Source organism: Sphingomonas sp. TX0543 (genome assembly GCF_048565505.1).
Taxonomy (GTDB): Bacteria; Pseudomonadota; Alphaproteobacteria; order Sphingomonadales; family Sphingomonadaceae; genus Sphingomonas.
This window is the reverse complement of the sequence record NZ_JBLZUS010000002.1, coordinates 79,499-102,742: the sequence shown is the minus strand read 5'-3', so window position 1 is coordinate 102,742 and position 23,244 is coordinate 79,499. Positions and strand designations below refer to the sequence as shown.

Below are 23,244 nucleotides of genomic sequence, written 5' to 3'. Positions count from 1 at the left end.
GCGACGCCGTGGGACGCCGCGGCCGTTGCGCGATCGATCAGCCGAAGATGAAATCGGACTGGATCAACGGCCCGGTCGCCTTCACGTTGAGGACGAAATCCGCGACGCCATCGCCGTTGGTGTCGCCCATCACGTTCCAGTAGCCGCCGACCGAATCGACCCGCAGCTGACCGGCCTGCTTGGTGAAGCCCTTGCTGCCGATGAAGGTGAAGGCATCTTTCTGCGCCGTCTTCGTGTTCGCGTCGAATGCGGACAGATCGATCTTGTCGCCCTCGGCCCGGCTGAAATCCAGAATGACATCGGTATTGGTGATCGAGTTGCCGAGGTCCCCGGGCGCGAACACGAACCGATCCGCGCCCGCGCCGCCGGTCAGCGAATCCTTGCCGGTGCCGGCGATCAGGATGTCGTTGCCGGCGCCGCCCAACAGGATGTCATTACCGGCGCCACCGACCAGCGTGTCGTTGCCGTTGCCGCCATCGAGCACATCGTTGCCGTCGCCGGCATCGAGATAATCGTCGCCGTCGCCGCCGAAGAGTTGATCGTTGCCCGCGCCGCCCGACAGGACGTTGTTGCCCGCATTCCCGGTGATGATGTTATTAAGCTCGTTCCCGGTGCCGTTGATGGCGGCGGTGCCGGTCAGCTTCAAATTCTCCACGTTCGCGGTGAGCGTGTAGCTGATCGAACTCACCACCGTATCGTTGCCGCCGCCGGCCTGCTCGACAATCGTGTCGCCCGCGTTGTCGACGATATAGGTGTCGTCGCCCGCGCCGCCGACCATGCGATCCGCGCCGGTGCCGCCGTCGAGATAATCGTTGCCGTTGCCGCCGACCAGCGTGTCGTTGCCGGCGCCGCCATACAGCTTGTTGCCGCCGTTTCCGCCGGTGATGACGTTGTCACGATCGTTGCCGGTGGCGGCGAACGCGCCGGTGCCGGTGAACGTGAGATTGCGCGTATTCGCATTCAGCGTGACATTGGCCAGCGTCGTGCTCGTATCGAGCGGGGCGCTCGGCAGCGGCGCCTGCACCGCATTGGGATTGGCCGGCGTGGGGACGGCCGGCGCCGGGGTTGTCGGCGCGGGCGTGGTCGGTATCGGGCTGGTTGGCGCGGGCGTGGTCGGTGTCGTGCCCTGCCCGGCCAAAAGCGCGGCCTGCGCCTGGACGAGCGCGGTCCATGAGGGCGAGGGACTGTCGTAGATCGACTTGAGCGTTCCGAACAATCCGCCCGGCCGATCGGACTGCGCATCGGTGTATGCCGTCAGCAGCGTGCCGCCTGCGGCAGAGAAGCCCGCGATCATCTTGTTGTAGACGTCCGTCATCCGCGGATCGGCGTTCAGCCGCGCGAAGAACGCCATGATCGTGGGTTGGTCGGCGGTCGCGAAGCTCGATGCGTTCAGATCCAGCCCGCCTTCGTAGGCGACCAGATTGAGCCCGCTCTTTTTCGCGACCCCGGCCTGATACGCCCATTGCGCCATGACCGAGGGCAGCGAGCCCCAGCCGGTGAGCGTTCCGCCATTGAGCAGTTCGTTGAAGGCGGCGTCCATCCCGGCGGTTCCGCCATTCGCCCAGCCCAGAATGATCGCGCGATCGCTGGCATTCTGGCCGCTCAATTCGCTGCCGAAATAGGTGGTGACCGCGTAATTCTTGAACAGCGTCGAGGCATCGCCCACGCCGGCGCGCGTGATCCCCTGGAGGATGTATTTTTCCAGGCCGAGATTGGCGGTCTGCGTCGAGAGCACGTTCTGAAGCCGGTCGGCACCGCTGGCGCCGAACACGCTGTTCGCGATCGAAGCGACCTGCGCCGCGCGATAGCCGTAATATTGCTGGGGCGGCCGGGTGAGATCGCTGCCCCAGAGCTGGGTGGCCATCTGATTGGCATAACGCGACTGCTGGAAGCTCCAGTTCCAGACCTCGTTGGAATATTCGACGTTCACCTTGAGCGACGGATCGAGATTGTCGCGCACGTAGGTGAGCATCTGCCGGACGTAATTGTCGTCGGCCTGCGTCGGGATGTTCAGCCACATGCTGGTGTGCGATTCGTTCGCGAGCGCCACCATCGCCTCGATCGGCACGCCGGTGGTGCTCGATGTCGTCGCCCAGGAGAAGCTGTTCATCGTCGTCCGCTGCGACCAGCTTGTCGTGGTCGTCGCGTTGGTCTGTTCCCAGTCCATGAAGCGCAGCGTGCCGAACTGCGACACCTTCGCCACGAAATCGGGGTTGAACAACTCACCCTTGTTGAACAGCGCGACCTGATCCTGGCGAACGATATGCATCGCCGTCAGCGGATTGTTGCCGTCGATGCTGGTGATCATCACCGTCTGCATCGGTGTCGCGCCGGTAACGGTGAACGTGATCTCGCCCGGCTTCGAGCTGACGATCGTCGCGCCCGGAATGCGGAATGTCGCGGTGCCGCTGTACGACAGCACATACGTCTTGTTCGTGCCCGCGCTGGCGGGATCGAGCGCGACCATGGTGGAGACGCTCGTGGCGCCGGCGGGAAGCTTGGTCGGATATCCGTTCTGGTCCACTGTCAGCGATGCAAGCGAACCCCCTTGCACGCCCCAGGAACCGGCAGTCTTCATCCGGTCGATGAAGGGGTATTCGGTGCTCCAGTAATTGACGGGAGAAAGATTGATTCCGACGGAAGTGTTCGTCGCCATGGAAAGAAGACCCCTTTTCTAGCGGGCCAAGATTGTCAGATTCGTCCTGATCCTTCCTCTATGTGCGTGGTTAACCCTGCGATTACCGATCTTTAGTTTGCAGCGGCAGGGGCGTGGGCCGCCCGTGCGGGTGTGCCGCCCGTCGTGATGCCGGGCGTGACGATCGGGCCCGATGCGATCGTCGCGGCCGGGGCGGTGGTGACGAAGGACGTGCCGCCGGATTCGATCGTCGCAGGCGTGCCCGCGCGGCGGATCGGCAGCGTCGCCGATCTGTTGCGCCGCCGGCTGGCCGAGGCGGAAACGCTGCCGTGGATCGACATGTTGCGCCAGCGGGGCGCCGATTTCGACCCCGCGATCGAACGCGCGCTGGTGGCGGCGCGGGTGGCCCATTTCCATCCGAAGTGAAACACGCCCGCGCCCCGCGCGACCCGCCGGCCCGGCCTACCGTTCCTTGAGCGCGCTCCCCCGCGCTTCCTCGATCGGGCTGGTGAGATAGCTCAGATAGCTGCGGTTGCCGGTGACGATATCGGCGGTCGCCGTCATGCCTGGCACCAGCGCCGTCACCCGGTCGCCGCGATCGACCGTGGTGCGCGCCAGCGCGATGCGGACGATATAGACCGTGCCGAGCTTCTCGTCGTCCACCGCATCCGGGCTGACACTGACGACATGGCCGGGCAAGGTGCCGTAGCGCGAGAAGGGGAAGGCATCCAGCTTCAGCGCCACCTTCTGGCCCGGCTGGACGAAGCCGGCGTCGCGGTTGAGCAGCTTCACCTCCGCCACCAGCTTGTCCCCGGTCGGCACGATCGTCATGATCGGCTTGGCGGCCTCGACCACCCCGCCCTCGGTGTGGAGCGAAAGCTGGCCAACCGTGCCGTCGACCGGCGCGCGCAATGCCTGGAAGCCGGAACGCTGCTTCGCCTTGACCATTTCCTGCTGCCGCAACCGCATGTCCGATGTCGCCTTCACGAGCTGCTCGTAAAGCTCGGCGCGCGCGTCGGCACGGGATTTGGCGAGGGTGGAGGCCGCGCCGCCCGCCTGGGCCGAAGCGCGACGGATCGCCTCCCGCGCGGCATCGCGACTGCCGGATTCCATGATCCGCTGGCGCCGCATCTCCAGCACCTTGAGGCGCGAGACGAAGCCCTTTTCGAGCAATTGCTCGTTCGCCGCGATCTGCTGATCGAGCAGCGGCAGTGACTTGTCGAGCTTGGCGACCTCGGCCCGCGCGCTGGCGATATCGGCGCTGGCGACACCGCCACCCGCCACGTTCGCGGCAATCGTGGCGCGTACATCGGCGAGCCGCGCGCGCGCCAGCGCCTCCTGCGCGGCGATCGTGTGCGCATCCGCCCCGGCCGGGGGGATTATGACGAGCGGCTTGCCATCCAGCGCGTCGATCACCGCCTGGGTGCGCGCGACCTCGAACGCCACCGTCTCGAATGCCTTGGCCGCCTGCGCCGCTTCAGCACCCGATACGGTGGGATCGAGCAGGACGAGCGGCTGGCCCTTTTTCACATGATCGCCATCGTGGACGAGGATGCGGCGGACCACGCCGGCCTCCGCCGGCTGCACGAGCTGCACCGCCCCCTTCGGAACGATCCGCCCGCTCGCCGAGGCGACGATGTCGGTCCGCCCCAGTGCCAGCCAGCCGGCAAGGAATGCGACACCGGCCATCATCACGCGCGCGGTGAGGCGCGCGGTGGGCGATACCGGGCGTTCGATCACTTCGAGCGCGGCGGGCAGGAAAGCGGCGTCGTCGATGCGCAGCCGCTCGGCCTCGCGCTGCCGATCCTCGGCCAGCGCGCTCTTTACGATCGACCAGTTGGTGGTGAGCGCGTTCATGCGGCGAGATCCTTGATACCGGTCTGTCGCCGGTGAAGTTCGGCGTAGCGGCCGCCGAGCCGAAGCAGCTCCTCATGCGTGCCGCCCTCGACGATACGGCCCTTCTCCATGGCGATGATCCCGTCGCATTCGCGCACCGCGGACAGGCGATGCGCGATGATGACGACGGTGCGGCCCTGCGCGATCGCCTTCAGATTGTGGCGGATGATCTCCTCGCTCTCCGCGTCCAGCGCGGAGGTCGCTTCATCGAGGATCAGGATGCGCGGATCGGTGATGAGCGCGCGTGCGATCGCGATCCGCTGACGCTGCCCGCCGGACAGGTTCGCGCCGCGCTCCACGATCGGCGTGTCGTAGCCATGCGGCTGCTGAAGGATGAATTCATGCGCGCCGGCCAGCGCGGCGGCGCGCATCACGCGCTCCAGCGGCATGGCGGGGTTGGCGAGCGCGATATTCTCGCGGATCGAGCGGTTGAACAGGATATTCTCCTGCAGGACGACCCCGATGTGGCGGCGCAGCCATGTCGGGTCCGCCTGCGCCAGATCGATGCCGTCCACCATCACGCGGCCGCTTTCCGGCACGTAAAGCCGCTGGAGCAGCTTGGTCAGCGTGGACTTGCCCGAGCCGGACGAGCCGACGATGCCGATCGAGCGGCCCGCGCCGATGTGCAGCGAGATGCCGTCCACCGCCGGAGGGGAATCCGGCGCGTAGCGGAAGCGGGTGTTCTCGAAGGTGATCGTGCCCTGCATCGGCGGCATGTCCACCTTGCTGTTCGACTGGCGCTCGATCGGGTGGTTGAGGATATCGCCAAGCCGCTCGATCGAGATACGGACCTGCTGGAAATCCTGCCAGATCTGCGACATGCGGATCACCGGGCCGGACACGCGCTGCGCGAACATGTTGAACGCCACCAGCGCGCCCACCGTCATCGCGCCGCCGATCACCTGCTGCGCGCCGAAGAACAGGATCGCCGCGAAGCCCAGCTTCGAGATCAGCTCCACCGCCTGGCTGCCGGTGGACGAGAGGCTGATGACGCGCAGCGCCGACGCGCTGTATGCGGCAAGCTGGCGCTCCCAGCCGTCCTGCCACTGCGGCTCGACGGCGGACGCCTTGATCGTCTGGATACCGCCCACGCTTTCGACGAGCAGCGCGTTGCTCGCCGCGCCGCGCTCGAACTTGTCCTCGATCCGGTCGCGCAACGGCCCGGTGACGAACAGCGAGACGCAGACATAGCCGACCAGCGTGAGCGCGACGATCCCGAACAGCGCCGGCGAATAGACGATCATCGCCACCATGAACACGATCGTGAACAACGGATCGACCAGCACCGTGAGCGAGGCGTTCGTCAGGAATTCGCGGATCGTTTCGAGCTGGCGCACCCGCGTGACGGTATCGCCGACGCGGCGGCGCTCGAAATAATCGAGCGGCAGGGCGAGCAGGTGGCGGAACACGCGGGCGCCAAGCTCCACATCGATCTTCTGGCTCGTTTCGGCATACAGCCGGGTGCGGATCCAGCCGAACACCGTTTCCCACAGCGCGACCGCGACGAACGCGATCGCCAGCACGTTGAGCGTGGTCAGCGCGTTGTGCGCGAGCACCTTGTCGATCACGTTCTGGAACAGGAGCGGCGAGGCGAGGCCAAGCAGGTTGAGCGTGCAGGTGATCAGCAGCACCTCGCCGATCAGGCGGCGATAGCGCACGATCTGCGGCACGAACCAGCGAATGTCGAAGCGGCGGCCGTTGGCGACCGATGGCTCGCGCGTCGCGACCAGCACCACCTCGCCCGACCAGATCGCATCCAGCCCGGCGCGATCGATCCGCTCCACCTCGCGGCCGGGATGCTGGATGAGCACGCCATCCTCGACCAGCCGGCCGATCAGGAACCAGCCCTCCGGCCCGTTCGCCAGCAGCGGCAGCGGCTGGCGCGAAAGTTTGCCCGGCTCCACCTTGACCGGCCGCGCGCGGACGCCGGGAATACGGCGCGCCAGACGAACGATATCGCCGGACGACAGCGGCTCGGCATGGCCAAGCTCGTGCCGCAACTGTTTGGGATCGATCGCCAGATTGTGCAGCGACAGCAGCAGCGCGAGCGCCTGCGCGCCCGATTCGGGATCGACGGTCGGGCCGCCGAACGCTTCGTTGAGGCGCTGGATACGCTCGGTCACGGTCATCGCACTGGCCTTTGGTACTGGGGGACGACGCCGTGGTAAGCCGGGCTGGTAAAGGCGCGTTTAACTTCGACCGGCCGGGCGGGAGAAAAATAGCCCTGTCCTACGGCGGGTTTTCGAACATAACAGGAACACTCCTGCCGATTCGAGATGCGGATCGGCCTCTGAAAGGAGATTTCCGATGCCTTCCGATTCCTTCGCGCAGTTCAGCGATTCGGTGATCGCGCCGGCGTGCGCGCCGTTTCCGGTCGCCCCGAACGATTCGACGCCGCTGCCGGTGGTGCCCAAGGCGCTCTACGTCGGCACGGCCGGCGATGTGGTGCTGCGCGGCGTCAATGGGACGAGCGACGTGACCTTCCGCAACGTGGCGGCCGGGCAGGTGATCGATGTCCGCGCCGGTTTCGTGCGTGCAACCGGCACCACGGCGGCCGATATCGTGGCGTTCGCGTGATGTCGCTGGGCTTCGCGATCGGCGCGCAGGGCCGACGGCGGCGGCGATCGTTGCCGCCGTCGGCCGCCGCCCTGCCGCAGCGCGCCGCGATCGTGGCGCGCTGGTCGGCCGACGATATCCCGCCGCAGGCGGACAACAGCAATCTGGCGAGCTGGGCCGACGGGGCCGGCGGGCTGGCGGCGGTCCAGAACACGCCGGCCAACCAGCCGAAATATCGCACCGGCGGAGCAGGGGGAAAACCCTATGTGCTGTTTTCCGGCGCGCAATATCTCGACGCGGGCACCGCGAACGCGGTGGCGAGCGCCTGTCAGGGCGCGTCCAGCTCCGCGCTTGTGGTGTGCCGCAACGTGCAGGCGAGCTCGTTCGGGTTTCTGTTCACCGCGTCGAATTCCACCGGCTACAACCTGTTCGCCAACGGCACGCAGGCGGGCTTTTACGGGAACGGGCTGGGGCGATGCCCTTATGGCGGGGCGGGGCTGACGACGCTGGGCTATACCGCCGGGCTGCCGGATGCGACCTCGGCGCGATATTATATCAACAACACCTGCGTCACCCATTTCGGCAAGTTCGTCTCGGCGGCGGGGCACAACGTGGGGATCGGCGGATCGCCCGCGACGCCCGGCACGGCGGCCAAAGCGGAAATCTACGAGGTGATCGTATGGAATCGCGCGCTGACCGCCGCCGAAATGATGCAGGCGGAGAAATGGGCGCGCGACAAATATGCGTCCCCCTATCCATGGGCGGGCGCGCCGTTCCGCGTGTTTCACGGGGACAGCATAACGAACGGGTACAGTATCACCGCACCGCTCAACAGCTATCCCGGCCGGGTGGCGGCGGCGAACGGCTGGAGCCTGGGCCGGTGGACCAATCTGGGCCATGTCGGCGTATCGATGACCGCGATGAAGGCCGAAGCGACGGCGGAAATCGATCCGATGCTTGTGCTGCTGGGGGCGAGCCCGATGCATCTGGCGGCGTGGGAATGGTATAACCAGCGGCTGCTTTCCACCGCGGCGGCGACGGCGGCGACGCAATCCTATCTTCAGGCGCGGCGCGCGGCCGGCGCGGCCAAGCTGGTGCTGCTGACAAGCACCGATGCGGCCGATGCGCTCGACGTGCCGCTATCGCGGTCAGCCTATAACGCCTTTTTCGATGCGAACGGGCCGGCGCTGTGCGATGCCTATGTGCCGCTGCACCTGAATGCGGCGATCGGCACCGAGGGCGCCTGCCCCAACGCCGCGCCTTACGGACCCAATTTCCACACCGACGGCATTCATCTGACCGACGCCGGCTACGCGGTGCTGGCGGGGGTGGTGGCGCCGGTGATGGCCGCCCTGTGAGCGGCGGCGGCGGGTGCGATCCGCCGCCCTTTTCTAGATCAGCGCTTCGGGAAGATTTCCGGCTTGAGGATATGGAAGATATAGCCGACCACCGCCGCCAGGACGAGCACGGCGACGAGATGATTTCCCTCGTTGCCGAAATAATTCGCCACCGCGCAGCCGAGCGCGGGCGGCAGATACTGCCAGAGATGATCGGTCGGCTCCTCCCGGGAGGAGCGCTGCAACAAGAGCACGACAAGCCCGGCGAAGATCGCGACGCTGATCCAGTCGTAGGCCGTCTGCATGATAGATTTTCCGTTTCCAAGATCGATGGCGCGCGGCGCGCCCGCTGTTCCACCATCTCTAAGCATGAAACGGTTTAGGAAGAAATAAGGTGTGTATGGGATACATCATCGCCACGCGGCCGAACTTGTCCCGATGGTGACGGCCAAGCCGCGAAATATTCACGACTATCGTTAATGTATCGGAATGATCCAGCCACGCTGCGACAGGGGAACGCTCCTTGCTAAACTGGCGCCGCTTCGATAGAAAATCTGGTCAGGGCAATCGGCAAGTGTCGCGGTGATCAGCCTTTACCCTGGGGAGGTGTTTTCACCGTGGAAGCCGGTCTGCTGACGAAGCATTCGCAGACGCCTGTCGAATGGATCCGCTCGACGCCGATACTGGTGATCGGGCTGCTCGCGGTGATCGTTCCCGTGATGATCCATGTCGGCCAGGAAAGCTGGTCTACCGAACAGGGCGCGCACGGCCCGATCGTGCTCGCGACCGGGCTGTGGCTGCTCAGCCGCGAATGGGGCGCGGCGCGTGCGATCGCGCGGCCGGGATCGTGGCTGGTCGGCGGGGTGCTGCTGGCGGTGCTGCTGCCGCTCTATCTGTTCGCCCGGGTCACCAGCATCGTCGAGATCGAGGGCGCGACGATGTACGCGATCGTGCTGACCACCGCCTATCTGCTGTGGGGCGCCGCGACGATCCGGGTCGTGTGGTTCCCGCTGTTCTATCTGGCATTCATGTTTCCGCCGCCCGACACGCTGTTCGCGATGCTCACCCAGCCGCTGAAGATCGCGATCTCGCAATGGGCGGTCGGGATCCTGCATGCCGCCGGCTATCCGATCGCGGGATCGGGCGTGTCGATCCAGATCGGTCAATATGACATGCTGGTGGCGGCGGCCTGCGCGGGCCTGAACTCGATGATAAGCCTCACCGCGCTGGGAATGTTCTACATTTACATCCGCCACAGCGCGAACTGGCGCTACATGCTGTTTCTGGTCGCCTGCATCCTGCCGGTGGCGATCGTGGCGAACCTCGTACGCGTTATCATCCTGCTGCTCGTGACCTATCATTTCGGCGAGGCGGCAGGGCAGGGCTTCATCCACGAGGCGGCCGGCCTGACGATGTTCATGAGCGCGCTGCTCGGCATCTTCCTGATCGACAGCCTCGCGGCGCCGATCCGTGACCGTCTCGCGGCGCGGGGGGCGGCATGAACGAGGAAAGCTGGCTGCGCCACGCCGGGCAGGGCGAGGCTCGTGCGACGCGGCGGGAGGCGCTGCTGGGCGGCGCGATGATCGCCGTGGCGGCGGCGGGCTTCGCGCTGAAGCCGCGCCGGATCGAGAAGCTGCTGGGCAATGCCAAGCTCGAATCGCTCGTGCCGGACGCGTTCGGCGGCTGGAAGTATCAGGCCGCGAGCGGGCTTGTTCTGCCGCCGGCCGATCAGATGCGCGACAAGATATACAGCCAGCTTGTGACACGCGCCTACACGCGCGCCGATGGTGCTTCGGTGATGCTGCTGATCGCCTATAGCGGGGCGCAGGACGGCACGATCCAGGTCCACCGGCCAGAGGTCTGCTATCCGGCGAGCGGCTACAAGCTGACCACGATCGCACAGCACGAGACACCGCTGGCGCCCGGCGTCGCCATCCCATCGCGCTATATCGTGGCGGAGGCGGATCTGCGGCGCGAGCAACTGATCTACTGGACCCGCGTGGGCGACTATTTCCCGACGAAATGGTCCGCACAGCGCGGTGCGGTGGTGAGGGAAAACTTCGCCGGCGTGATCCCCGACGGCGTGCTGGTGCGCGTGTCGACGGTGGGCAGCGGCGACGAGAGCGCGCTGCTCGACGGCTTCGCCCGCGATCTGTACGCCGCGATCGGGCTCCGCTTGCGCCAGGTGCTGGTCGGCATGGATCGCGGCACCCAAGCGCCGAAATTAACGTAACATTCTCGTTGGGGGATAGCATGAGCAAGGTGAAAATTGGTCTGGTGGTTGCCACGGCGATGATGTTGCCGCTGGTGGCCGGGTGCCAGAAAAAGGCCGACGGCCAGGTCGTCGCGGTGGTCAACGGGCAGGAGATCACGCAGCAGCAGCTCAACGCCGAACTGGGCAACACGCAGATTCCGCAGGGCGTGGACAGGAAAGCGGTCATGGCGCAGGTGCTGCAGCGCGTGATCGACCGCAAGCTGCTCGTCAGCAAGGCGAAGGCCGAGGGCCTGGACCAGTCGCCGAGCTATCTGACGCAGATCTCGCGCGCGCAGGACGGCATCCTGATCGATCTGCTCGCCGCGAAGAGCTCAAAGGCCGTGGCCCTGCCGGATGCCTCCGCCGCGCAGAAATTCGTCGCGGACAATCCTTCGCTGTTCGGCCAGCGCAAGCGCTACACGCTCGATCAGATCGCCTTCCCGTTCACCAACGATCCCGCGCTCGGCGCCAAGCTGAAGGCGGCGCAGACGATGGCGGAGGTGGAAGCGGCGCTGAAATCGTCGAACATCCAGTTCAACCGCGGCAGTTCGGTGCTCGATTCGGCAGCGCTGCCGCCGGACGCGGCGCAGAAGATCGCCTCGCTCAAGCCGAACGAACCGTTCCTCGTGCCGCAGAACGGCCAGCTTATCGCGAGCGTGATCCGCAATACCGAGGCCGAGCCGGTTGCCGAGCAGCAGGCAACGCCGGTCGCGACGCAGATCCTGCGCCGTCAGGCGGTGGAAGCGGCGATGAAGAAGGATCTCGACGCCGAGCGCGCCAAGGCCAAGATCGAATATCAGCCCGGTTTCGAACCGCCGGCCAACAAGGGCGCACCGGCGGCGGCCAAGTAACCGGGAACGGTTCCAGTCAGAAAGGGGAGCGGGGACGATATGGTCCTCGCTCCCCTTTTCATGCCCGGCGCGGGCTCAGCCCGCCTTGATCCCCGCCGCGCGCCGGCTGAGCGGATTGGCCTTCACGAAATCCGCCAAGGTGGCGGCGGCGGCGTCGTGTCGCCCCTGGGCGAGCTGAAGCCGCGCCAGCCGGGCGGCCAGGCGCGGATCGTCACCGGCACCCTTCATCCCGTCACGCAGCGCGGTTTCGGCGAGCACCGCGTCGCCGCCGCGAAAGAGCGTATCCGCAAGCGCCAGCCGCGCGGCGATGTTGTCGGCATCCTGCGACACGGCGTTGCGCATGTCCTCGATCGCCCCGCGACGATCACCGGCGGCGGCGCGCAATCGGCCGCGTGCCAGCAGCGCGGCGGGCTGATCGGGATCGGCCTTCAGCACCGCCGCGATCAGCGCGTTGCCGCCCGCCGTGTCGCCCGTCAGCGCGCGCGCATAGCCCAGCGCGGCGGCGGCGCTGGCCGCATCCGGCTGCTGCATCGGCGCATTGGCGAGATTGGCGCCGTCGAGGATGCGAACCGCCACATCGGGATGACCAGTCTCGTTGGCATATTGGGCATAGGCGGCCTTCATCGCCAGCGTCGAACCGGCGGCGTTCGCCAGCATCCTTTCAACCGGCAGCGCATCCGCGCCCTGCTTCAGCCACAGATTAAGCGCGTTCGCCGGCACGCCGAGATCGTTGCCGCTGCCCTCCGCCGCCCGGGCGATCGCCGCATTCGCCGCGTCGTTCGCGCCGCGATCGAACAGCAGATCCGCATATTGGAGCTGGAGATTGGGATCCTTGGGGTTGGCCTGCACCAGCCGCTCGACCGCGCGGAACAGCCCGTCGCCGTCGCGCGCGCGCTTGTAATAATCGAGCAGCATCGACAGGCGCGCGGTGGGATCGCCAGGCGTTGCGAGCGCCTGTTCCATCACCTTGGCCGCACCGGCATAATCCTGATCGTTGGCCAGCATCCGCGCCTTCACGATCAGTGCGGACGGATCGCCGGGGCGCGCCTTCAGGACGAGATCGAGATAATGGTTCGCCTTGTCCTTGTCGCCGCGCGCGGCGGCGGCGGAGGCGCGCACGGTATTGGGCAAGGTATCCGTCGGATTGATGAGCGCGAGCTGGTCGGCGAATTTCTCCGCCTGGTTCGCGACATTGCCGGCCAGCGCGATCTGGCACAGGCTGGTCAACGCCTCGACATTGGCGCGATCGAGCTGGAGGACGTTCTGATAGGCGTCGTAAGCGCCGGAAAGATCGCGCTCGGCCAGCCCGATATGCGCCTTTATCAGCCAGTAATCGCTGATGTCGTCGCGGATCGCGAGCGCGCGCTGGATATATTGACGCGCCACCGTGAGCTGCCCCCGTTCCAGCGCGCCCTGTGCGATGGCGGCATCGTTCGCGGCCGTGCGATCCCCCGACGTACAGCCGACGAGCAGCGCCGCGGCGGCGAGCGGCGCGAACAACGGAATCGAACGGTGCTTCATCGTTTTATGACATCCGTATCGTTGGTGCAGAGATTGAGGGCAGCGTTCGTTCATGGGCGATGGGGATGGCTTAGGCAAAATAGATGGAAGAAATGCTTCGCTACAACCCGCGCGGTTAACACTCTTTTGCCTAGCGGTGGTGTAGGCAAGCAGGTAGAACCCCACGGTTCGCAGGGGAATTTGCGGTACTACAGATCAATCGAGGGTGGGAATGCAGCATAAAGCATGGATAACGGCCGCCGGGCTTGCCTGCGCCGGCCTGTCTCAGGCGCAACTGGCGATGGCGCAGGCTGCGCCCGCCGCGCCGGCCGCCGCACAATCGCGTCCGTACCGGATCAGTCCGGGCGACGAACTTGAAATCTACGTCTGGGGCGAGGAGCGGCTGCAGCGCGTCATCAAGGTGCTGCCGGACGGCACCTTCTCCTTCCCGCTGGTTGGGCAGGTGAATGCCAACAACAAGCTTCCCTCCGACGTGGAGCAGGATATCTCGCGCGGCCTGCGCGGCCAGTATCGCGATGCCGTGCCGCAGGTCACCGTTTCGGTGAAGACGCCGGTGGGCGTGCAGTTCTCGGTCGCGGGCAAGGTCAAGTCGCCGGGCGCATTCGCGACGGGGCGCTATATCAACGTGCTGGAAGCGCTGGCGCTGGCTGGCGGCCCGGCGGATTTCGCCGATGTCGGCAACGTCCGCATCCTGCGCAAATCCGGCAACGGGCTGGTCGTGCTGAAGGTGCGGCTCAGCGATACGCTGAAGGGCAACCCGAGCGATCGTGATCTTGCCGGCCTGCCGCAGCTTGAAAGCGGCGACACGGTTATCGTTCCGTGAGGGCGCGCTATTACGGCTGCGTGATAGCCGCGGCGCTGATCGCCCCGGGCATCGCCCATGCGCAGGAACAGACACGCGCCAGCGTGGATGTGGCGCCCGGCGTTGGTTATTCGTCCAATCCGTTTTCCGGGACGGGCAGCAATCTGGCCAGCGGCTATGCCGCGCTTGACGTGACGCCGCGTTTCGAACTGCTGATGCCGCAGGACACGCTGACCGTTACGGGCAATGCGAGCCTCCAGAAGTATTTCACCAATTATGCCGATGCGACCAGCTATCGCGTATCGACGGACTATCGCGGGCGCCCGTCGGAACGCGTCAACACGCATATGCGTGTCGATCTGACGAGCGCGATCATCGGCGCCTATGATTCGGTGGGCGGGGCGATCGAGCCGGGCGTGCCATCGCCGACCGATCTCGCGCTGTTCGGCACGCGCGACCGGCGGCGCGGCGTATATGCGACGGGCGATTTCGATGCGGCGCTGTCGGCACGCGACAGCATCAGCGCGAGCGTGTTCTACGAAATCGCGCGTTATCGCCGGTTCGCCGATATCAGCGATTACGACGGGCTGGGCTCCACGTTCAGCTACAATCGCCAGCTTTCGGGCAATACGCGGATCGGCGCGCAGGGCGCGGTATCGCGCTACGATTATCGCGGCGCGCGCGGGCGGACCAACGTCTATACGATCAGCGCCACGGCATCGACCAAGCTGAACGAATATTGGACGGTCGACGGATCGCTCGGCGTGTCGTTCGTGAACAGCAGCTCGACGGGATCGACCGGCAAGGCATCCCCATCGGGCAACATCAACCTGTGTCGCCAGGGGCCGTTGTCGAACTTCTGCATCACCGGCTCGCGCTCGGTGCGGCCGACCGGGTTCAACGGATCGCAATATGTGAATTCGATCGGCGCGAACTGGAGCCGGAAGCTCAGCGAGTTCACGACGCTTTCGGCACGCGCGCTCTACACCACGGAAGGCGGCTCGCAATCCGCGCTGGTGCCCGGTATCCGCGCGCAATATCTGACCACCTCGGCAACCTATGAGCGCCGCTTGTCGGAGCGCCTGCGACTGACGGCGACCGGCCAGTATCGCCAGATTTTTGCCAGCAGCCTGAACCGCCCCGCCGATTATGGCGGGCGACTGGGCCTGTCCTACCGTTTCGGAGATCCGCGATGAACGACGGCGCGCGCGCCTCGCTCGATGACCAGCAGGAATCATCTGGCCTGATCGGCAACCTGCCGATGGTCCTGTGGCAGCGCCGCTGGCTCGTGATCGTGCCGGCGGTGTTGATCGCCGTCGCCGCGCTTGCGGCGGCCTATCTGTTGCCGCGCAAATATGAGTCGAAAGCCACGCTGCTGGTCGAATCGCAGGATTTGCCGGGCGCGACCGCCGCGCCGGGCGGCGACGATCCGATCAACCGGCGCATCGCCAAGATCCGGCAGCAGATTCTCAGCCGGCCCGACCTGGTCGAACTGATTCAGGCGAACGATCTCTACAACGCCTCGGCGCACAGCGAGCCGCTGTCGAAGCTGGTCGACCGGATGCGGGATGCGACGACGATCAGCGCGATCGACGCCGACATCCAGGGATCGCCCAGCGGCGGCAAGCCCAACAGCGGCTCGATCGCCTTCTCGCTGAGCTTTGCCTATCCGCGCGCCGCACAGGCGCAGATCGTCGCGCAGACCTTCGTCGATCGCCTGCTCAAGCTTTCCGCGACCTCGTCGCAGGATGAGGCGCAGACGAATGTCGCGTTCCTGGAGGATCAGGAATCGAACCTGCAGGCGCAGGTGCAGGGGATCGAATCGCAGATCAACCGCATCGCCGGCGTCAATGGCGCAGCGCTTTCTTCCGCCGGGCTCGGCATGGTGGGCGCGGGCGCGTCGATCGATTACGCCGGGCAGATCGCCGCGCTGCAACGCGAGAACGCCGCACTCAATGTGCAGACCGGCGTGGCGGTGGAGCGCGATCCGAACGTGACGGCGGCCGAAGCGGCACTTGCGGCGGCAAAAGCGCAATATTCGGACAACCACCCCGACGTGAAGCTGGCCGAAAGCCGGCTCGCGGCGGCGCGCGCCAATTCGAAGCAGTTCCAGACCCGCGGCGTTTCCGCCGTGGTGCAACAGCAGCTTTCGGCCAACAACCGCGCGATCGCCGATCTCCAGCGCCAGCGTGGCGCCGAACAGAGCCGCGCCGCCGCGCTCGCCGCCGCGCAGGCGCGCGGGCCGCAGGTGGCGCAACAGGTGCAGCAGCTGCAGGCACGCGCCGATATCATCCGCGCCAACCTGGCGAAGGTATCGGCGAACCTGCTGACAGCCCGCTCGATGGCCAAGCTGGCGGACCAGCAGCGCGGCGAGCGGCTGACCCTGATCGATCCGCCGGTGACGCCCGATCACCCGACCTCGCCGAACCGGCCGCTGCTGATCGTGGGCGGAATCGTCGGCGGGCTGGCCGTCGGGCTGGCGCTGGCATTGCTGGTAGAGCTCGTCCTGCGCCCGATCCGCAGCGCCGGCCAGCTCACCAATCTGCTTGGCGAACCGCCGCTGGCGGTCGTCCCCGTGCTTTCGGGAAAGGGCAAGCGGCGCCGCTGGCTGCCGCGGCGCTTCGCCCGTTCCTGACCGGTTCTTAGGATGAGACCCAAATCGATGGCCAATTCGTGGAACCTCGACGAAGCCGAAACCGCCCCGCCCGCCGGCGACGTGCTTGTCACCTCGCTTGCGGAAGAGCGGCTCGAACTGCCGGATGCGATCCAGCGCAAGCTGTTCGGCTTCAACAGCAGCGATCGGCGCTCGCGCCCGTTCAACCTGTTGCGATCGCAGGTGTTGAAGATCGCCAAGGCCAATGGCTGGAAGATCATCGGCGTCACCTCCGCGACACCGAGCGTCGGCAAGACGTTTATCGCGAGCAATCTGGCCGCGTCGATGTCCCGCATCCCGGATCAATATACGCTGCTGTTCGATTTCGATCTGCGGCGCAGCTCGATCGGCAAATGCTTCGGGCTGGAGGATGGGCCGGGCATCGGCGATTATCTGACGGGGCAGACCGACTCGCTCGATGCGGTCGGCCGCAATGTGGACGGGACCGGGCTGGTGGTTTTCCCCGCCGCCAATGTCGTGCGCCAGTCGGCCGAGGTGCTGGCGGGCAATCGCATGAAGGGCCTGGTCGAGGCGATGCGCGGGCTGGGGGACAAATATTTCTGCCTGTGCGATCTGCCGCCGGCGTTCGCCAATGACGACGCCTCGATCGTCGCGCAGCAGATCGACGCCTATCTGCTCGTGGTCGAGGAGGGCAAGACCACCGCGCGGCAGGTGAAGGACGCGATCGAGGTGCTCAGCCCGGCGCCGTGCATCGGCACCGTCCTCAATCGCTATCATGGCGCGATCGGCGGCGACGATTACGGCTTCGGCTATTGGACCCAGCGTTACTACGACGCTTATTACCAGGAATAGCGCCGGTCAGCGCGGCGCGAGCGCGTCGGCGATGTCGGCGCGGTAGCGGGCGAGGTTCGTCGCGGGATCGAATGCGGCGAAAAGGCGCGGAGCGGCCGCGGTGATCGCCCCGCGCATCTCGTCGGTTCGCGTGTCGATATCGACGATCGCGGCGGCAATCGCGCGCGCATCACGCGGCGGAACTGTCCTGCCCACGTCCAGCCCGTCAAGATAGCCGTCGATCGCGGTGCCCTGCGTGAACAGGATCGGCACGCCGGCGAACAGCGCCTCGACATAGACCATGCCGAAAGTCTCGTTGAGGCTCGGCAACAATAGCCCGCGATAGCCCGGCAGGCGGGCGAGCAGATCCGCATTCGGCAACGGCCCGGTCAGCGTGACGGCATCGGCGAGGCCACGCTCGGCGATCATTCGCTCGATCCGCCCGCGCGCCTGCGCGCTGCCGCCGCCGATCAGATCGAGCTTCAGGCCGGGCCGCTCGCGCCGCGCCAGCGCCAGCCCGTCCAGCAGCCAGCGTACCCCCTTGCGCCGCCATGTATCGAGGGCGAGGATCGCGACGAAGCGGTCCCCCGCCGGATGCGGCGTGATCGCCGGGGCGATGTTGCGCACGATATTGGGAAGGTTGCGCTCCTTCGCCGACTGCGCGGGGACGTGGCGGTGGAACTCGTCGCGGAACCATGCCGAGACGAAATACAGCCGGGCAGCGTCCGCCGCGACGCGCCTGAGAAGCGGGCGCAGCATCGGCTTCATGCGAAAAACCTTCGTCTCCACCTCGCCGCGCAGCGAGACGAACAGCGGCACGCCGAAATGCCGCGCGATATGCCAGCCGGCCAGCCCCTCGAAGGTGAACTTGTGCGCGTGGACCAGATCCGGGCGAATCCCCTCCGCCTCCAGCAGCGCGATCGTGCGACCGGCGGCGCGGCGCATGGCGGGCAACAGCCCGATGCCGAGGCGCAACCCGAAATAAGGGAAATGGAACAGCCGAAATCCCTCCGCCACGCAGGCGACCGGGGCCGGGGCGGGACGCTCGACGCGCTGATAGGCGATCACAATATTATCGTAATCGACAAGCTCACGAACGAACCACTCGATCGCGGTGGTGGTTCGGGCGCGCTGCGGCGTGTTCACATCCACCGCGAGGTGAACGATGACGGGCTTTTCGGCGCTCATCGGCGCGCGCGCCGCCAGCGCCAGACGAGCGGGAAGATCGCCGGCCCCTCGATCAGATAACGCCGCGCGAGCCGGCGGGGGCTGGTGGCCAGGCGCCATGCCCATTCCATGCCCGCGCGCTGCACGATGCGCGGCGCGCGGATCTGCCGGCCGACAAGGAAATCGACCGACGCGCCGATGCACAGCGCCGTACCGCTCGCGCCGTCGATCGCCGCGATCTCATGCGCGAGCAGCTCCTGCTGCGGCGAGCCGACCGCCAGCAGGATGAACCGCGCGCCGGCCGCTGCCGCGACACGTGCGGCACCCGCGCGCGCGGCGGCATCGGTGCGCAGCCGCATCGGTGGCTCGTGATGCAGGATATCCAGCGCGGGATGCAGCAGTCGCAGCCGCGCCACATCCTCCGCCTGCCCACCGATCAGCGCCACCCGATCGCCCGGCTGCAGCACGCTCTCGAAAAGCGCGGCGGTCAGATCGCTGCCGGGCACCACCGGAAGGGCGACGCCCGCGATCCGGGCGAGCTTCGCCAGCACCCGGCTGTCGCACAGGCACAGCGCCGCCTGGCGATAGGCAGCGCGCACCTCGGCCGGCGCATCGGCGAGCCGCACCATGTGATCGACGTTCGGGGTGACGACATAGCCGTAGTCGCTATCGCGTTGCCGCGCGGCGAGCCACGCGACCGCCGCATCGAAGGGCAGCGGATCGAACTGGACATCGAGGAAATCCGTCCGGGCGATCACGCGGGCGTTCCGGCGGCTGCGAACGCGGCTTCGAGACGGGCGAGGTTCACCGCGTCCGAGAATTCCTCCGTCACGAACGCGCGCGCGGCGAGGCCAAGCCGGCGACGGGCGACCGGATCGGCGGTGAGCCGCGCGATCAGCGTGGCGAGCGCGGCGGCATCGTCCGGCGGCGCCAGGAGCCCGGTCTCGCCATCGCTGACCAGCTCGCGGATCGTCGGCAGATCGCCCGCGATCACCGCGCGCCCGGCGGCCATCGCCTCCATCAACACTACCGGAATGCCGTCGCGATCGTCGTTCGAGGCGGTGCGGCAGGGCAGCACGAACAAGCCGGCAGTGGAGATCGCGGCCAGGCATTCGGCATGCGGACGGGCGCCATCGAAGGCCACGTCGTCGCCAAGCCCGAGCGCGGCAACCAGCGCCTCGAGCCGCGCGCGTTCCGGCCCGTCGCCCAGAATGCGCAGCCGCCAGCCGGCCGGGCGGGCCGCGTGGAAGGCCTCGATCAGCAGGTCGATGCCCTTCTTGGCCACCAGGCGCGCGACCGTGACGATCTCCTGCCGCTCCACCGCCACGGCTGCCGGGATCGCGACGGCGCAGCGCACCACCGGCAGCCGCCGCTCATCGAGCGCAGTGATCGATCGATAGAAGCCGCGATGCCAATGACTGATGCACGACACGAACGATGCCTCGCGCAGCTTGAACGAGAGCGCCGCGCGCTGGACGAACAGATCGGCGGCATGGCCGGTGAAACTGAACGGCACGCCAAGCGCCCGCGCGATATAGAGCGCGATCATCGCGGGGACGTTCGCCATATGGGCGTGCACCGCGCCGATCCCGCGTCCGCGCAGCCGCCATGCGGTGGCGATCCCGAACGCGGCCTGCGCGACATGCTTCAGCCGGCTGGAGAGCGAGGGATGATCGGCCCGGAACGCGTCCGCCACCGCACCGGCGGCTAGCAGAGGATGCCGCAGCAGCGCGACCGGCAGCGCCAGCGCGGTCGCGGGCGCGTAAACGACAAAGGCGGTGCGCGCGATCTCGCGCAGCAGCGGATCTTCGGCTGGCAGCGGGCGATGCACGCTGGCGCCGATCACCTCGTGCCCGCGCGCGCGCAGCCCGAGCAATTCGCGATAGACGAACGTCTCCGAAAGGGTCGGCAAACGGGCGGCGACATAGAGGATGGCGGTCATCGGCGGGCCATCATTCACCATCGGGGAATGCCGTAACCCTGCGTATTTGCGGCGGGATGACGGCTGGTGGGCGTTGGTAGGGCTTTGACAAGGAAGTCTGTCCTAAGCAAGAGGTGCCTTGTCCGAACGACGTGAACGGACGGCATGGATGCAAGCGGGGCGGGATACGGACGTGAACGGGCTCGCGGTCATCATCGTCAACTATCGCACGCCCGACCTTGCCATTGCGTGCATCAGCGCGATTGACGATGCGCGGCGCGCGTTTCCCGATCTTCGCGTGGTGGCGGTGGACGGCGGCTCCGGCGACGGCTCCGCCGAGCGGATCGCGGACGCGATCGCGGCGAATGAGTGGCAAGACTGGGTGACGCCGCTGCCGCTGCCCGTCAACGGCGGCTTCGCCTTCGCCAACAATCAGGCGATCGCCTTGCTGGCTGACAGCGGGCGGCTGCCGGAGGCGATCGCGCTCATCAACCCGGATGCGCGCCCGCGCCCCGGCGCGCTGGAGGCGATGGCGGCGCTGCTCGATCGCGAGCCGGGGGCGGGCGCGGTCGGGGCGTTGCTCACGCACGAGGACGGCCGCCCGCAATCCTCCGCCTTCCGTTTTCCGTCGATCCGGGGCGAATTCTGTCGCGGCGCGCGCACGGCAATGGTCGAGCGGCTGCTGCGCGTGCCGCCGACCAGCATCCATGCCGATCACGCCATCGAAGTGCCCTGGGTGACAGGCGCGGCCGTCATGCTGCGGACCGAGGCGCTGCGGCGGACCGGCCTGTTCGATGACGGGTTCTTCCTTTATTTCGAAGAGACCGATCTGATGCGCCGGTTGCGCCGGGCGGGCTGGGCGGTGTGGCATGAGCCGGCCGCGCAGGTGGTGCATGCGGGCGGGGCCGCCACGCAGATCCGCGATCCCGGCACCGGGCTGCCGCAAGCCCGGCGGATGCCGCGCTACTGGTATGAATCGCATCGCCGCTATTTCGCGCTGGCCGGTGGCCGTGGAAGCGCGATCGCGGCGGGCATCGCCTATGCCGCAGGCCGGGCGATCTGGCGCGCGCGCAAGCTGCTCTCGCCGCGGCTGGAGGGCGGCGCGGCGCGCAGCGGACGTGATCTTTTGACCTATGGCTGGTGGCCGCGCGGCCGTGACGTGACGCCTGCCGCCCCGCCGCTCGGCCCGCAACGCAAAGCGGCGCCCTCCTGGGGCGATGCGGGGTGAGCGACGTGCTCGGCATCGTCGTGATCGGGCGCAACGAGGGCGAGCGGCTGGTGCGTTGCCTTGCCTCGATCGGCGGTGGCCATCCGGTCGTCTATGTCGATTCCGGCTCCACCGATGACAGTGTCGCGGCGGCGACGCGGGCCGGCGCACGGGTGGTCGCGCTCGATATGGCGATCCCGTTCACCGCGGCGCGCGCGCGCAATGCCGGCCGCGCCGCGCTTGGCGCCGAGGTGACGCTCGTGCAGTTCGTCGATGGCGATTGCGCGCTCGATCCGGCATGGCTGGCGCACGGGATGGCGACGCTGGCGGGCGATGCGGGGCTGGCGGCGGTGTTCGGCCGGCGGCGTGAGATACGGCCGGATGCCAGCCGCTACAACTGGCTGTGCGATATCGAATGGGCGGTGCCGCCGGGGCCGGTGAACTATTGCGGCGGCGACGTGATGATGCGCGCGGCGGCGCTCGATGCCGCCGGTGGCTATCCCGACGCGATGATCGCCGGCGAGGAGCCGGACCTGTCGATCAGGATGCGCGCGCTCGGCTGGCGGATCGCGTGCGTGCCGTTCGAGATGACGCGCCACGATGCCGCGATCACGCGCTTTGGCCAATGGTGGCGGCGCGCGGTGCGTTCCGGCCATGCCTATGCCGAACTGGCGGCGCGCCATCGTGGCTCGCCATTGCAGGATTACGGCCGGCGATTGCGCGGGGTGGCGTTCTGGGGCGGCGCGGTGCCGCTGGCCGGCGCGACGTTGCTGCTGATCGGCGCGCTCGCGGGCAAGGCCGCGGTGGTGGCGGCAGGCGGCGCGGTGCTGGCGCTCGCGTTGCTCCAGTTCGCGCGGATCGCATGGCGAGAGCGTCGCCGACGGCCGCTGCGCGAGGCGCTGACGCTCGCGACGTTCCTGATGCTGGCAAAGCCGGCGCAGACGCTCGGCGCGCTGCGCTACGCGCTGGGGCGGATCGGCGGGCGCGGCGCCACGATCATCGAATATAAGGGGGCATCGGCATGAGCGGCCTGTGGCGGCAGATCGCCGAGGACTGGCGCGCGCACGGACGCGACTGGACCAGGCCCGGCTTTCGCGCCGTTGCGACACATCGCTTCGGCGTGTGGCGCATGGGCATCCGCTCGGGGCTGCTGCGCGCGCCGTTCAGCCTGCTCTATCGCTATCTCTTCCGCCGGTGCCGCAATCTTTACGGGATCGAGATTCCCTATACGGTCGCGCTCGGACGCGGCGTGGTGATCGAGCATCAGGGCGGTATCGTCATCCACGGCGCCTGCCGCATCGGCGATCGCTGCATCATTCGGCAGAATTGCACGTTGGGGATACGCCGGCTCGACGATCTTACCGCCGCGCCGGTGCTGGATGAGGGCGTCGATCTCGGCGCGGGCGCGGTGGTGCTCGGGCGGATCAGGCTGGGGCGGGGCGCGAAGGTGGGCGCCAACGCCGTGGTGCTCGACGATGTGCCGCCGGGGACCACCGTATGGGGCATTCCCGCGCGCCCCGCCGGCGTTCGTCGTGCCCCGGCCACCGATCGGCTCGACAAGTGACGAAATCGGGACAGAAAGCCGATGCTGCGATGCAAAAAGAAATCGACACCGCTCGGCCAGCCGGGCATCAGGTTCCCGGCGCCAGGAG

The 23,244-nt window shown here is 67.3% G+C and carries 20 protein-coding genes and 1 pseudogene; 13 read left to right on the top strand and 8 right to left on the bottom strand.

Annotation, left to right across the window (positions count from 1 at the left end; genetic code table 11):
• Positions 1-37: 37 nt before the first annotated feature.
• The gene (locus ACM61V_RS00930) at positions 38-2,656 is read right to left on the bottom strand and encodes a calcium-binding protein (protein WP_137785228.1); all 2,619 of its coding nucleotides are present in this window, start codon (positions 2,654-2,656) and stop codon (positions 38-40) included.
• A 144-nt stretch (positions 2,657-2,800) separates the two neighbouring features.
• On the opposite strand from ACM61V_RS00930, the pseudogene ACM61V_RS00925 reads away from it, so the two are divergent.
• Positions 2,801-2,900: pseudogene (locus ACM61V_RS00925) on the top strand (acyltransferase); the annotation flags it as partial.
• 197 nt (positions 2,901-3,097) lie between these two features.
• On the opposite strand, the gene ACM61V_RS00920 reads toward ACM61V_RS00925, so the two are convergent.
• Complete coding sequence (locus tag ACM61V_RS00920; RefSeq protein ID WP_137785226.1) at positions 3,098-4,492, bottom strand: HlyD family type I secretion periplasmic adaptor subunit; 1,395 nt, start codon at positions 4,490-4,492, stop codon at positions 3,098-3,100.
• Positions 4,489-6,660, bottom strand: coding sequence for a type I secretion system permease/ATPase (locus tag ACM61V_RS00915; protein ID WP_137785225.1), 2,172 nt, complete (start codon positions 6,658-6,660; stop codon positions 4,489-4,491). Before ACM61V_RS00915 ends, ACM61V_RS00920 begins: the two co-directional genes overlap by 4 nt.
• A 178-nt stretch (positions 6,661-6,838) precedes the next feature.
• Here ACM61V_RS00915 and ACM61V_RS00910 point away from each other — a divergent pair, with 178 nt between their 5' ends.
• Complete coding sequence (locus tag ACM61V_RS00910) at positions 6,839-7,108, top strand: spike base protein, RCAP_Rcc01079 family (RefSeq protein WP_137785224.1); 270 nt, start codon at positions 6,839-6,841, stop codon at positions 7,106-7,108.
• Positions 7,108-8,445, top strand: coding sequence for an SGNH/GDSL hydrolase family protein (locus ACM61V_RS00905; protein ID WP_137785223.1), 1,338 nt, complete (start codon positions 7,108-7,110; stop codon positions 8,443-8,445). The genes ACM61V_RS00910 and ACM61V_RS00905 overlap by 1 nt, the downstream gene beginning before the upstream one ends.
• A 38-nt stretch (positions 8,446-8,483) precedes the next feature.
• On the opposite strand, the gene ACM61V_RS00900 is transcribed toward ACM61V_RS00905, so the two are convergent.
• Entirely contained in the window at positions 8,484-8,729 is a 246-nt protein-coding gene (locus ACM61V_RS00900) for an XrtV sorting system accessory protein (RefSeq protein WP_137785222.1), read from the bottom strand.
• A gap of 312 nt (positions 8,730-9,041) precedes the next feature.
• Between ACM61V_RS00900 and xrtV the strand changes: the two genes are divergently transcribed.
• The 3 genes from xrtV to ACM61V_RS00885 are packed head-to-tail and all read left to right on the top strand — an operon-like array spanning position 9,042 to position 11,529.
• A complete protein-coding gene (gene xrtV, locus ACM61V_RS00895) occupies positions 9,042-9,926 on the top strand; it encodes an exosortase V (RefSeq protein ID WP_419713746.1) in 885 nt (294 codons plus the stop codon).
• Complete coding sequence (gene epsI / locus ACM61V_RS00890; protein WP_249341370.1) at positions 9,923-10,657, top strand: exosortase-associated protein EpsI, V-type; 735 nt, start codon at positions 9,923-9,925, stop codon at positions 10,655-10,657. The genes xrtV and epsI overlap by 4 nt, the downstream gene beginning before the upstream one ends.
• A 20-nt stretch (positions 10,658-10,677) precedes the next feature.
• A complete protein-coding gene (locus ACM61V_RS00885) occupies positions 10,678-11,529 on the top strand; it encodes an EpsD family peptidyl-prolyl cis-trans isomerase (protein ID WP_137785221.1) in 852 nt (283 codons plus the stop codon).
• 75 nt (positions 11,530-11,604) lie between these two features.
• Here ACM61V_RS00885 and ACM61V_RS00880 read toward each other — a convergent pair whose 3' ends face one another.
• Positions 11,605-13,050 carry a tetratricopeptide repeat protein gene (locus tag ACM61V_RS00880; protein WP_419713745.1) on the bottom strand — a complete coding sequence of 482 codons (1,446 nt, stop codon included), beginning with the start codon at positions 13,048-13,050 and terminating at the stop codon, positions 11,605-11,607.
• 211 nt (positions 13,051-13,261) lie between these two features.
• Here ACM61V_RS00880 and ACM61V_RS00875 point away from each other — a divergent pair, with 211 nt between their 5' ends.
• The 4 genes from ACM61V_RS00875 to ACM61V_RS00860 are packed head-to-tail and all read left to right on the top strand — an operon-like array spanning position 13,262 to position 17,318.
• Complete coding sequence (locus ACM61V_RS00875; RefSeq protein WP_171007457.1) at positions 13,262-13,873, top strand: polysaccharide biosynthesis/export family protein; 612 nt, start codon at positions 13,262-13,264, stop codon at positions 13,871-13,873.
• Complete coding sequence (locus tag ACM61V_RS00870) at positions 13,870-15,048, top strand: autotransporter outer membrane beta-barrel domain-containing protein (protein ID WP_137785219.1); 1,179 nt, start codon at positions 13,870-13,872, stop codon at positions 15,046-15,048. The genes ACM61V_RS00875 and ACM61V_RS00870 overlap by 4 nt, the downstream gene beginning before the upstream one ends.
• Entirely contained in the window at positions 15,045-16,487 is a 1,443-nt protein-coding gene (locus tag ACM61V_RS00865; protein ID WP_419713744.1) for a Wzz/FepE/Etk N-terminal domain-containing protein, read from the top strand. Before ACM61V_RS00870 ends, ACM61V_RS00865 begins: the two co-directional genes overlap by 4 nt.
• Positions 16,488-16,514: 27 nt before the next feature.
• A complete protein-coding gene (locus tag ACM61V_RS00860; RefSeq protein ID WP_137785217.1) occupies positions 16,515-17,318 on the top strand; it encodes a CpsD/CapB family tyrosine-protein kinase in 804 nt (267 codons plus the stop codon).
• 6 nt (positions 17,319-17,324) lie between these two features.
• Here the strand turns inward: ACM61V_RS00860 and ACM61V_RS00855 are convergent, their stop codons facing one another.
• From ACM61V_RS00855 to ACM61V_RS00845, 3 genes are read right to left on the bottom strand one after another with little or no spacing between them, the layout of a single operon-like run.
• Positions 17,325-18,485 carry a glycosyltransferase gene (locus ACM61V_RS00855; RefSeq protein WP_171007456.1) on the bottom strand — a complete coding sequence of 387 codons (1,161 nt, stop codon included), beginning with the start codon at positions 18,483-18,485 and terminating at the stop codon, positions 17,325-17,327.
• Positions 18,482-19,222, bottom strand: a complete 741-nt coding sequence (locus tag ACM61V_RS00850; RefSeq protein ID WP_249341368.1) for a WecB/TagA/CpsF family glycosyltransferase — start codon at positions 19,220-19,222, stop codon at positions 18,482-18,484. The genes ACM61V_RS00855 and ACM61V_RS00850 overlap by 4 nt, the downstream gene beginning before the upstream one ends.
• Positions 19,219-20,406 (bottom strand): glycosyltransferase, encoded by a 1,188-nt coding sequence (locus tag ACM61V_RS00845; RefSeq protein WP_171007455.1) that lies wholly within the window; start codon positions 20,404-20,406, stop codon positions 19,219-19,221. Before ACM61V_RS00845 ends, ACM61V_RS00850 begins: the two co-directional genes overlap by 4 nt.
• 172 nt (positions 20,407-20,578) lie before the next feature.
• Between ACM61V_RS00845 and ACM61V_RS00840 the strand changes: the two genes are divergently transcribed.
• The 3 genes from ACM61V_RS00840 to ACM61V_RS00830 are packed head-to-tail and all read left to right on the top strand — an operon-like array spanning position 20,579 to position 23,156.
• Entirely contained in the window at positions 20,579-21,613 is a 1,035-nt protein-coding gene (locus tag ACM61V_RS00840; protein ID WP_171007454.1) for a glycosyltransferase family 2 protein, read from the top strand.
• The gene (locus tag ACM61V_RS00835; protein ID WP_137785213.1) at positions 21,610-22,617 is read left to right on the top strand and encodes a glycosyltransferase family 2 protein; all 1,008 of its coding nucleotides are present in this window, start codon (positions 21,610-21,612) and stop codon (positions 22,615-22,617) included. The genes ACM61V_RS00840 and ACM61V_RS00835 overlap by 4 nt, the downstream gene beginning before the upstream one ends.
• Positions 22,614-23,156 (top strand): serine O-acetyltransferase, encoded by a 543-nt coding sequence (locus ACM61V_RS00830; protein WP_137785212.1) that lies wholly within the window; start codon positions 22,614-22,616, stop codon positions 23,154-23,156. Before ACM61V_RS00835 ends, ACM61V_RS00830 begins: the two co-directional genes overlap by 4 nt.
• Positions 23,157-23,244 lie beyond the last annotated feature (88 nt).

What these genes read in the sequence shown, in the direction of transcription:
- ACM61V_RS00915 (WP_137785225.1), bottom strand. Translation starts at nt 6,660, where the DNA reads ATGACCGTGACCGAGCGTATCCAGCGCCTCAACGAAGCGTTCGGCGGC.
- ACM61V_RS00855 (WP_171007456.1), bottom strand. Translation starts at nt 18,485, where the DNA reads ATGAGCGCCGAAAAGCCCGTCATCGTTCACCTCGCGGTGGATGTGAAC.
- ACM61V_RS00885 (WP_137785221.1), top strand. Translation starts at nt 10,678, where the DNA reads ATGAGCAAGGTGAAAATTGGTCTGGTGGTTGCCACGGCGATGATGTTG.
- ACM61V_RS00905 (WP_137785223.1), top strand. Translation starts at nt 7,108, where the DNA reads ATGTCGCTGGGCTTCGCGATCGGCGCGCAGGGCCGACGGCGGCGGCGA.
- ACM61V_RS00920 (WP_137785226.1), bottom strand. Translation starts at nt 4,492, where the DNA reads ATGAACGCGCTCACCACCAACTGGTCGATCGTAAAGAGCGCGCTGGCC.
- ACM61V_RS00865 (WP_419713744.1), top strand. Translation starts at nt 15,045, where the DNA reads ATGAACGACGGCGCGCGCGCCTCGCTCGATGACCAGCAGGAATCATCT.
- ACM61V_RS00875 (WP_171007457.1), top strand. Translation starts at nt 13,262, where the DNA reads ATGCAGCATAAAGCATGGATAACGGCCGCCGGGCTTGCCTGCGCCGGC.
- ACM61V_RS00900 (WP_137785222.1), bottom strand. Translation starts at nt 8,729, where the DNA reads ATGCAGACGGCCTACGACTGGATCAGCGTCGCGATCTTCGCCGGGCTT.
- ACM61V_RS00930 (WP_137785228.1), bottom strand. Translation starts at nt 2,656, where the DNA reads ATGGCGACGAACACTTCCGTCGGAATCAATCTTTCTCCCGTCAATTAC.
- ACM61V_RS00830 (WP_137785212.1), top strand. Translation starts at nt 22,614, where the DNA reads ATGAGCGGCCTGTGGCGGCAGATCGCCGAGGACTGGCGCGCGCACGGA.
- ACM61V_RS00860 (WP_137785217.1), top strand. Translation starts at nt 16,515, where the DNA reads ATGGCCAATTCGTGGAACCTCGACGAAGCCGAAACCGCCCCGCCCGCC.
- ACM61V_RS00845 (WP_171007455.1), bottom strand. Translation starts at nt 20,406, where the DNA reads ATGACCGCCATCCTCTATGTCGCCGCCCGTTTGCCGACCCTTTCGGAG.
- epsI (WP_249341370.1), top strand. Translation starts at nt 9,923, where the DNA reads ATGAACGAGGAAAGCTGGCTGCGCCACGCCGGGCAGGGCGAGGCTCGT.
- ACM61V_RS00880 (WP_419713745.1), bottom strand. Translation starts at nt 13,050, where the DNA reads ATGAAGCACCGTTCGATTCCGTTGTTCGCGCCGCTCGCCGCCGCGGCG.
- ACM61V_RS00910 (WP_137785224.1), top strand. Translation starts at nt 6,839, where the DNA reads ATGCCTTCCGATTCCTTCGCGCAGTTCAGCGATTCGGTGATCGCGCCG.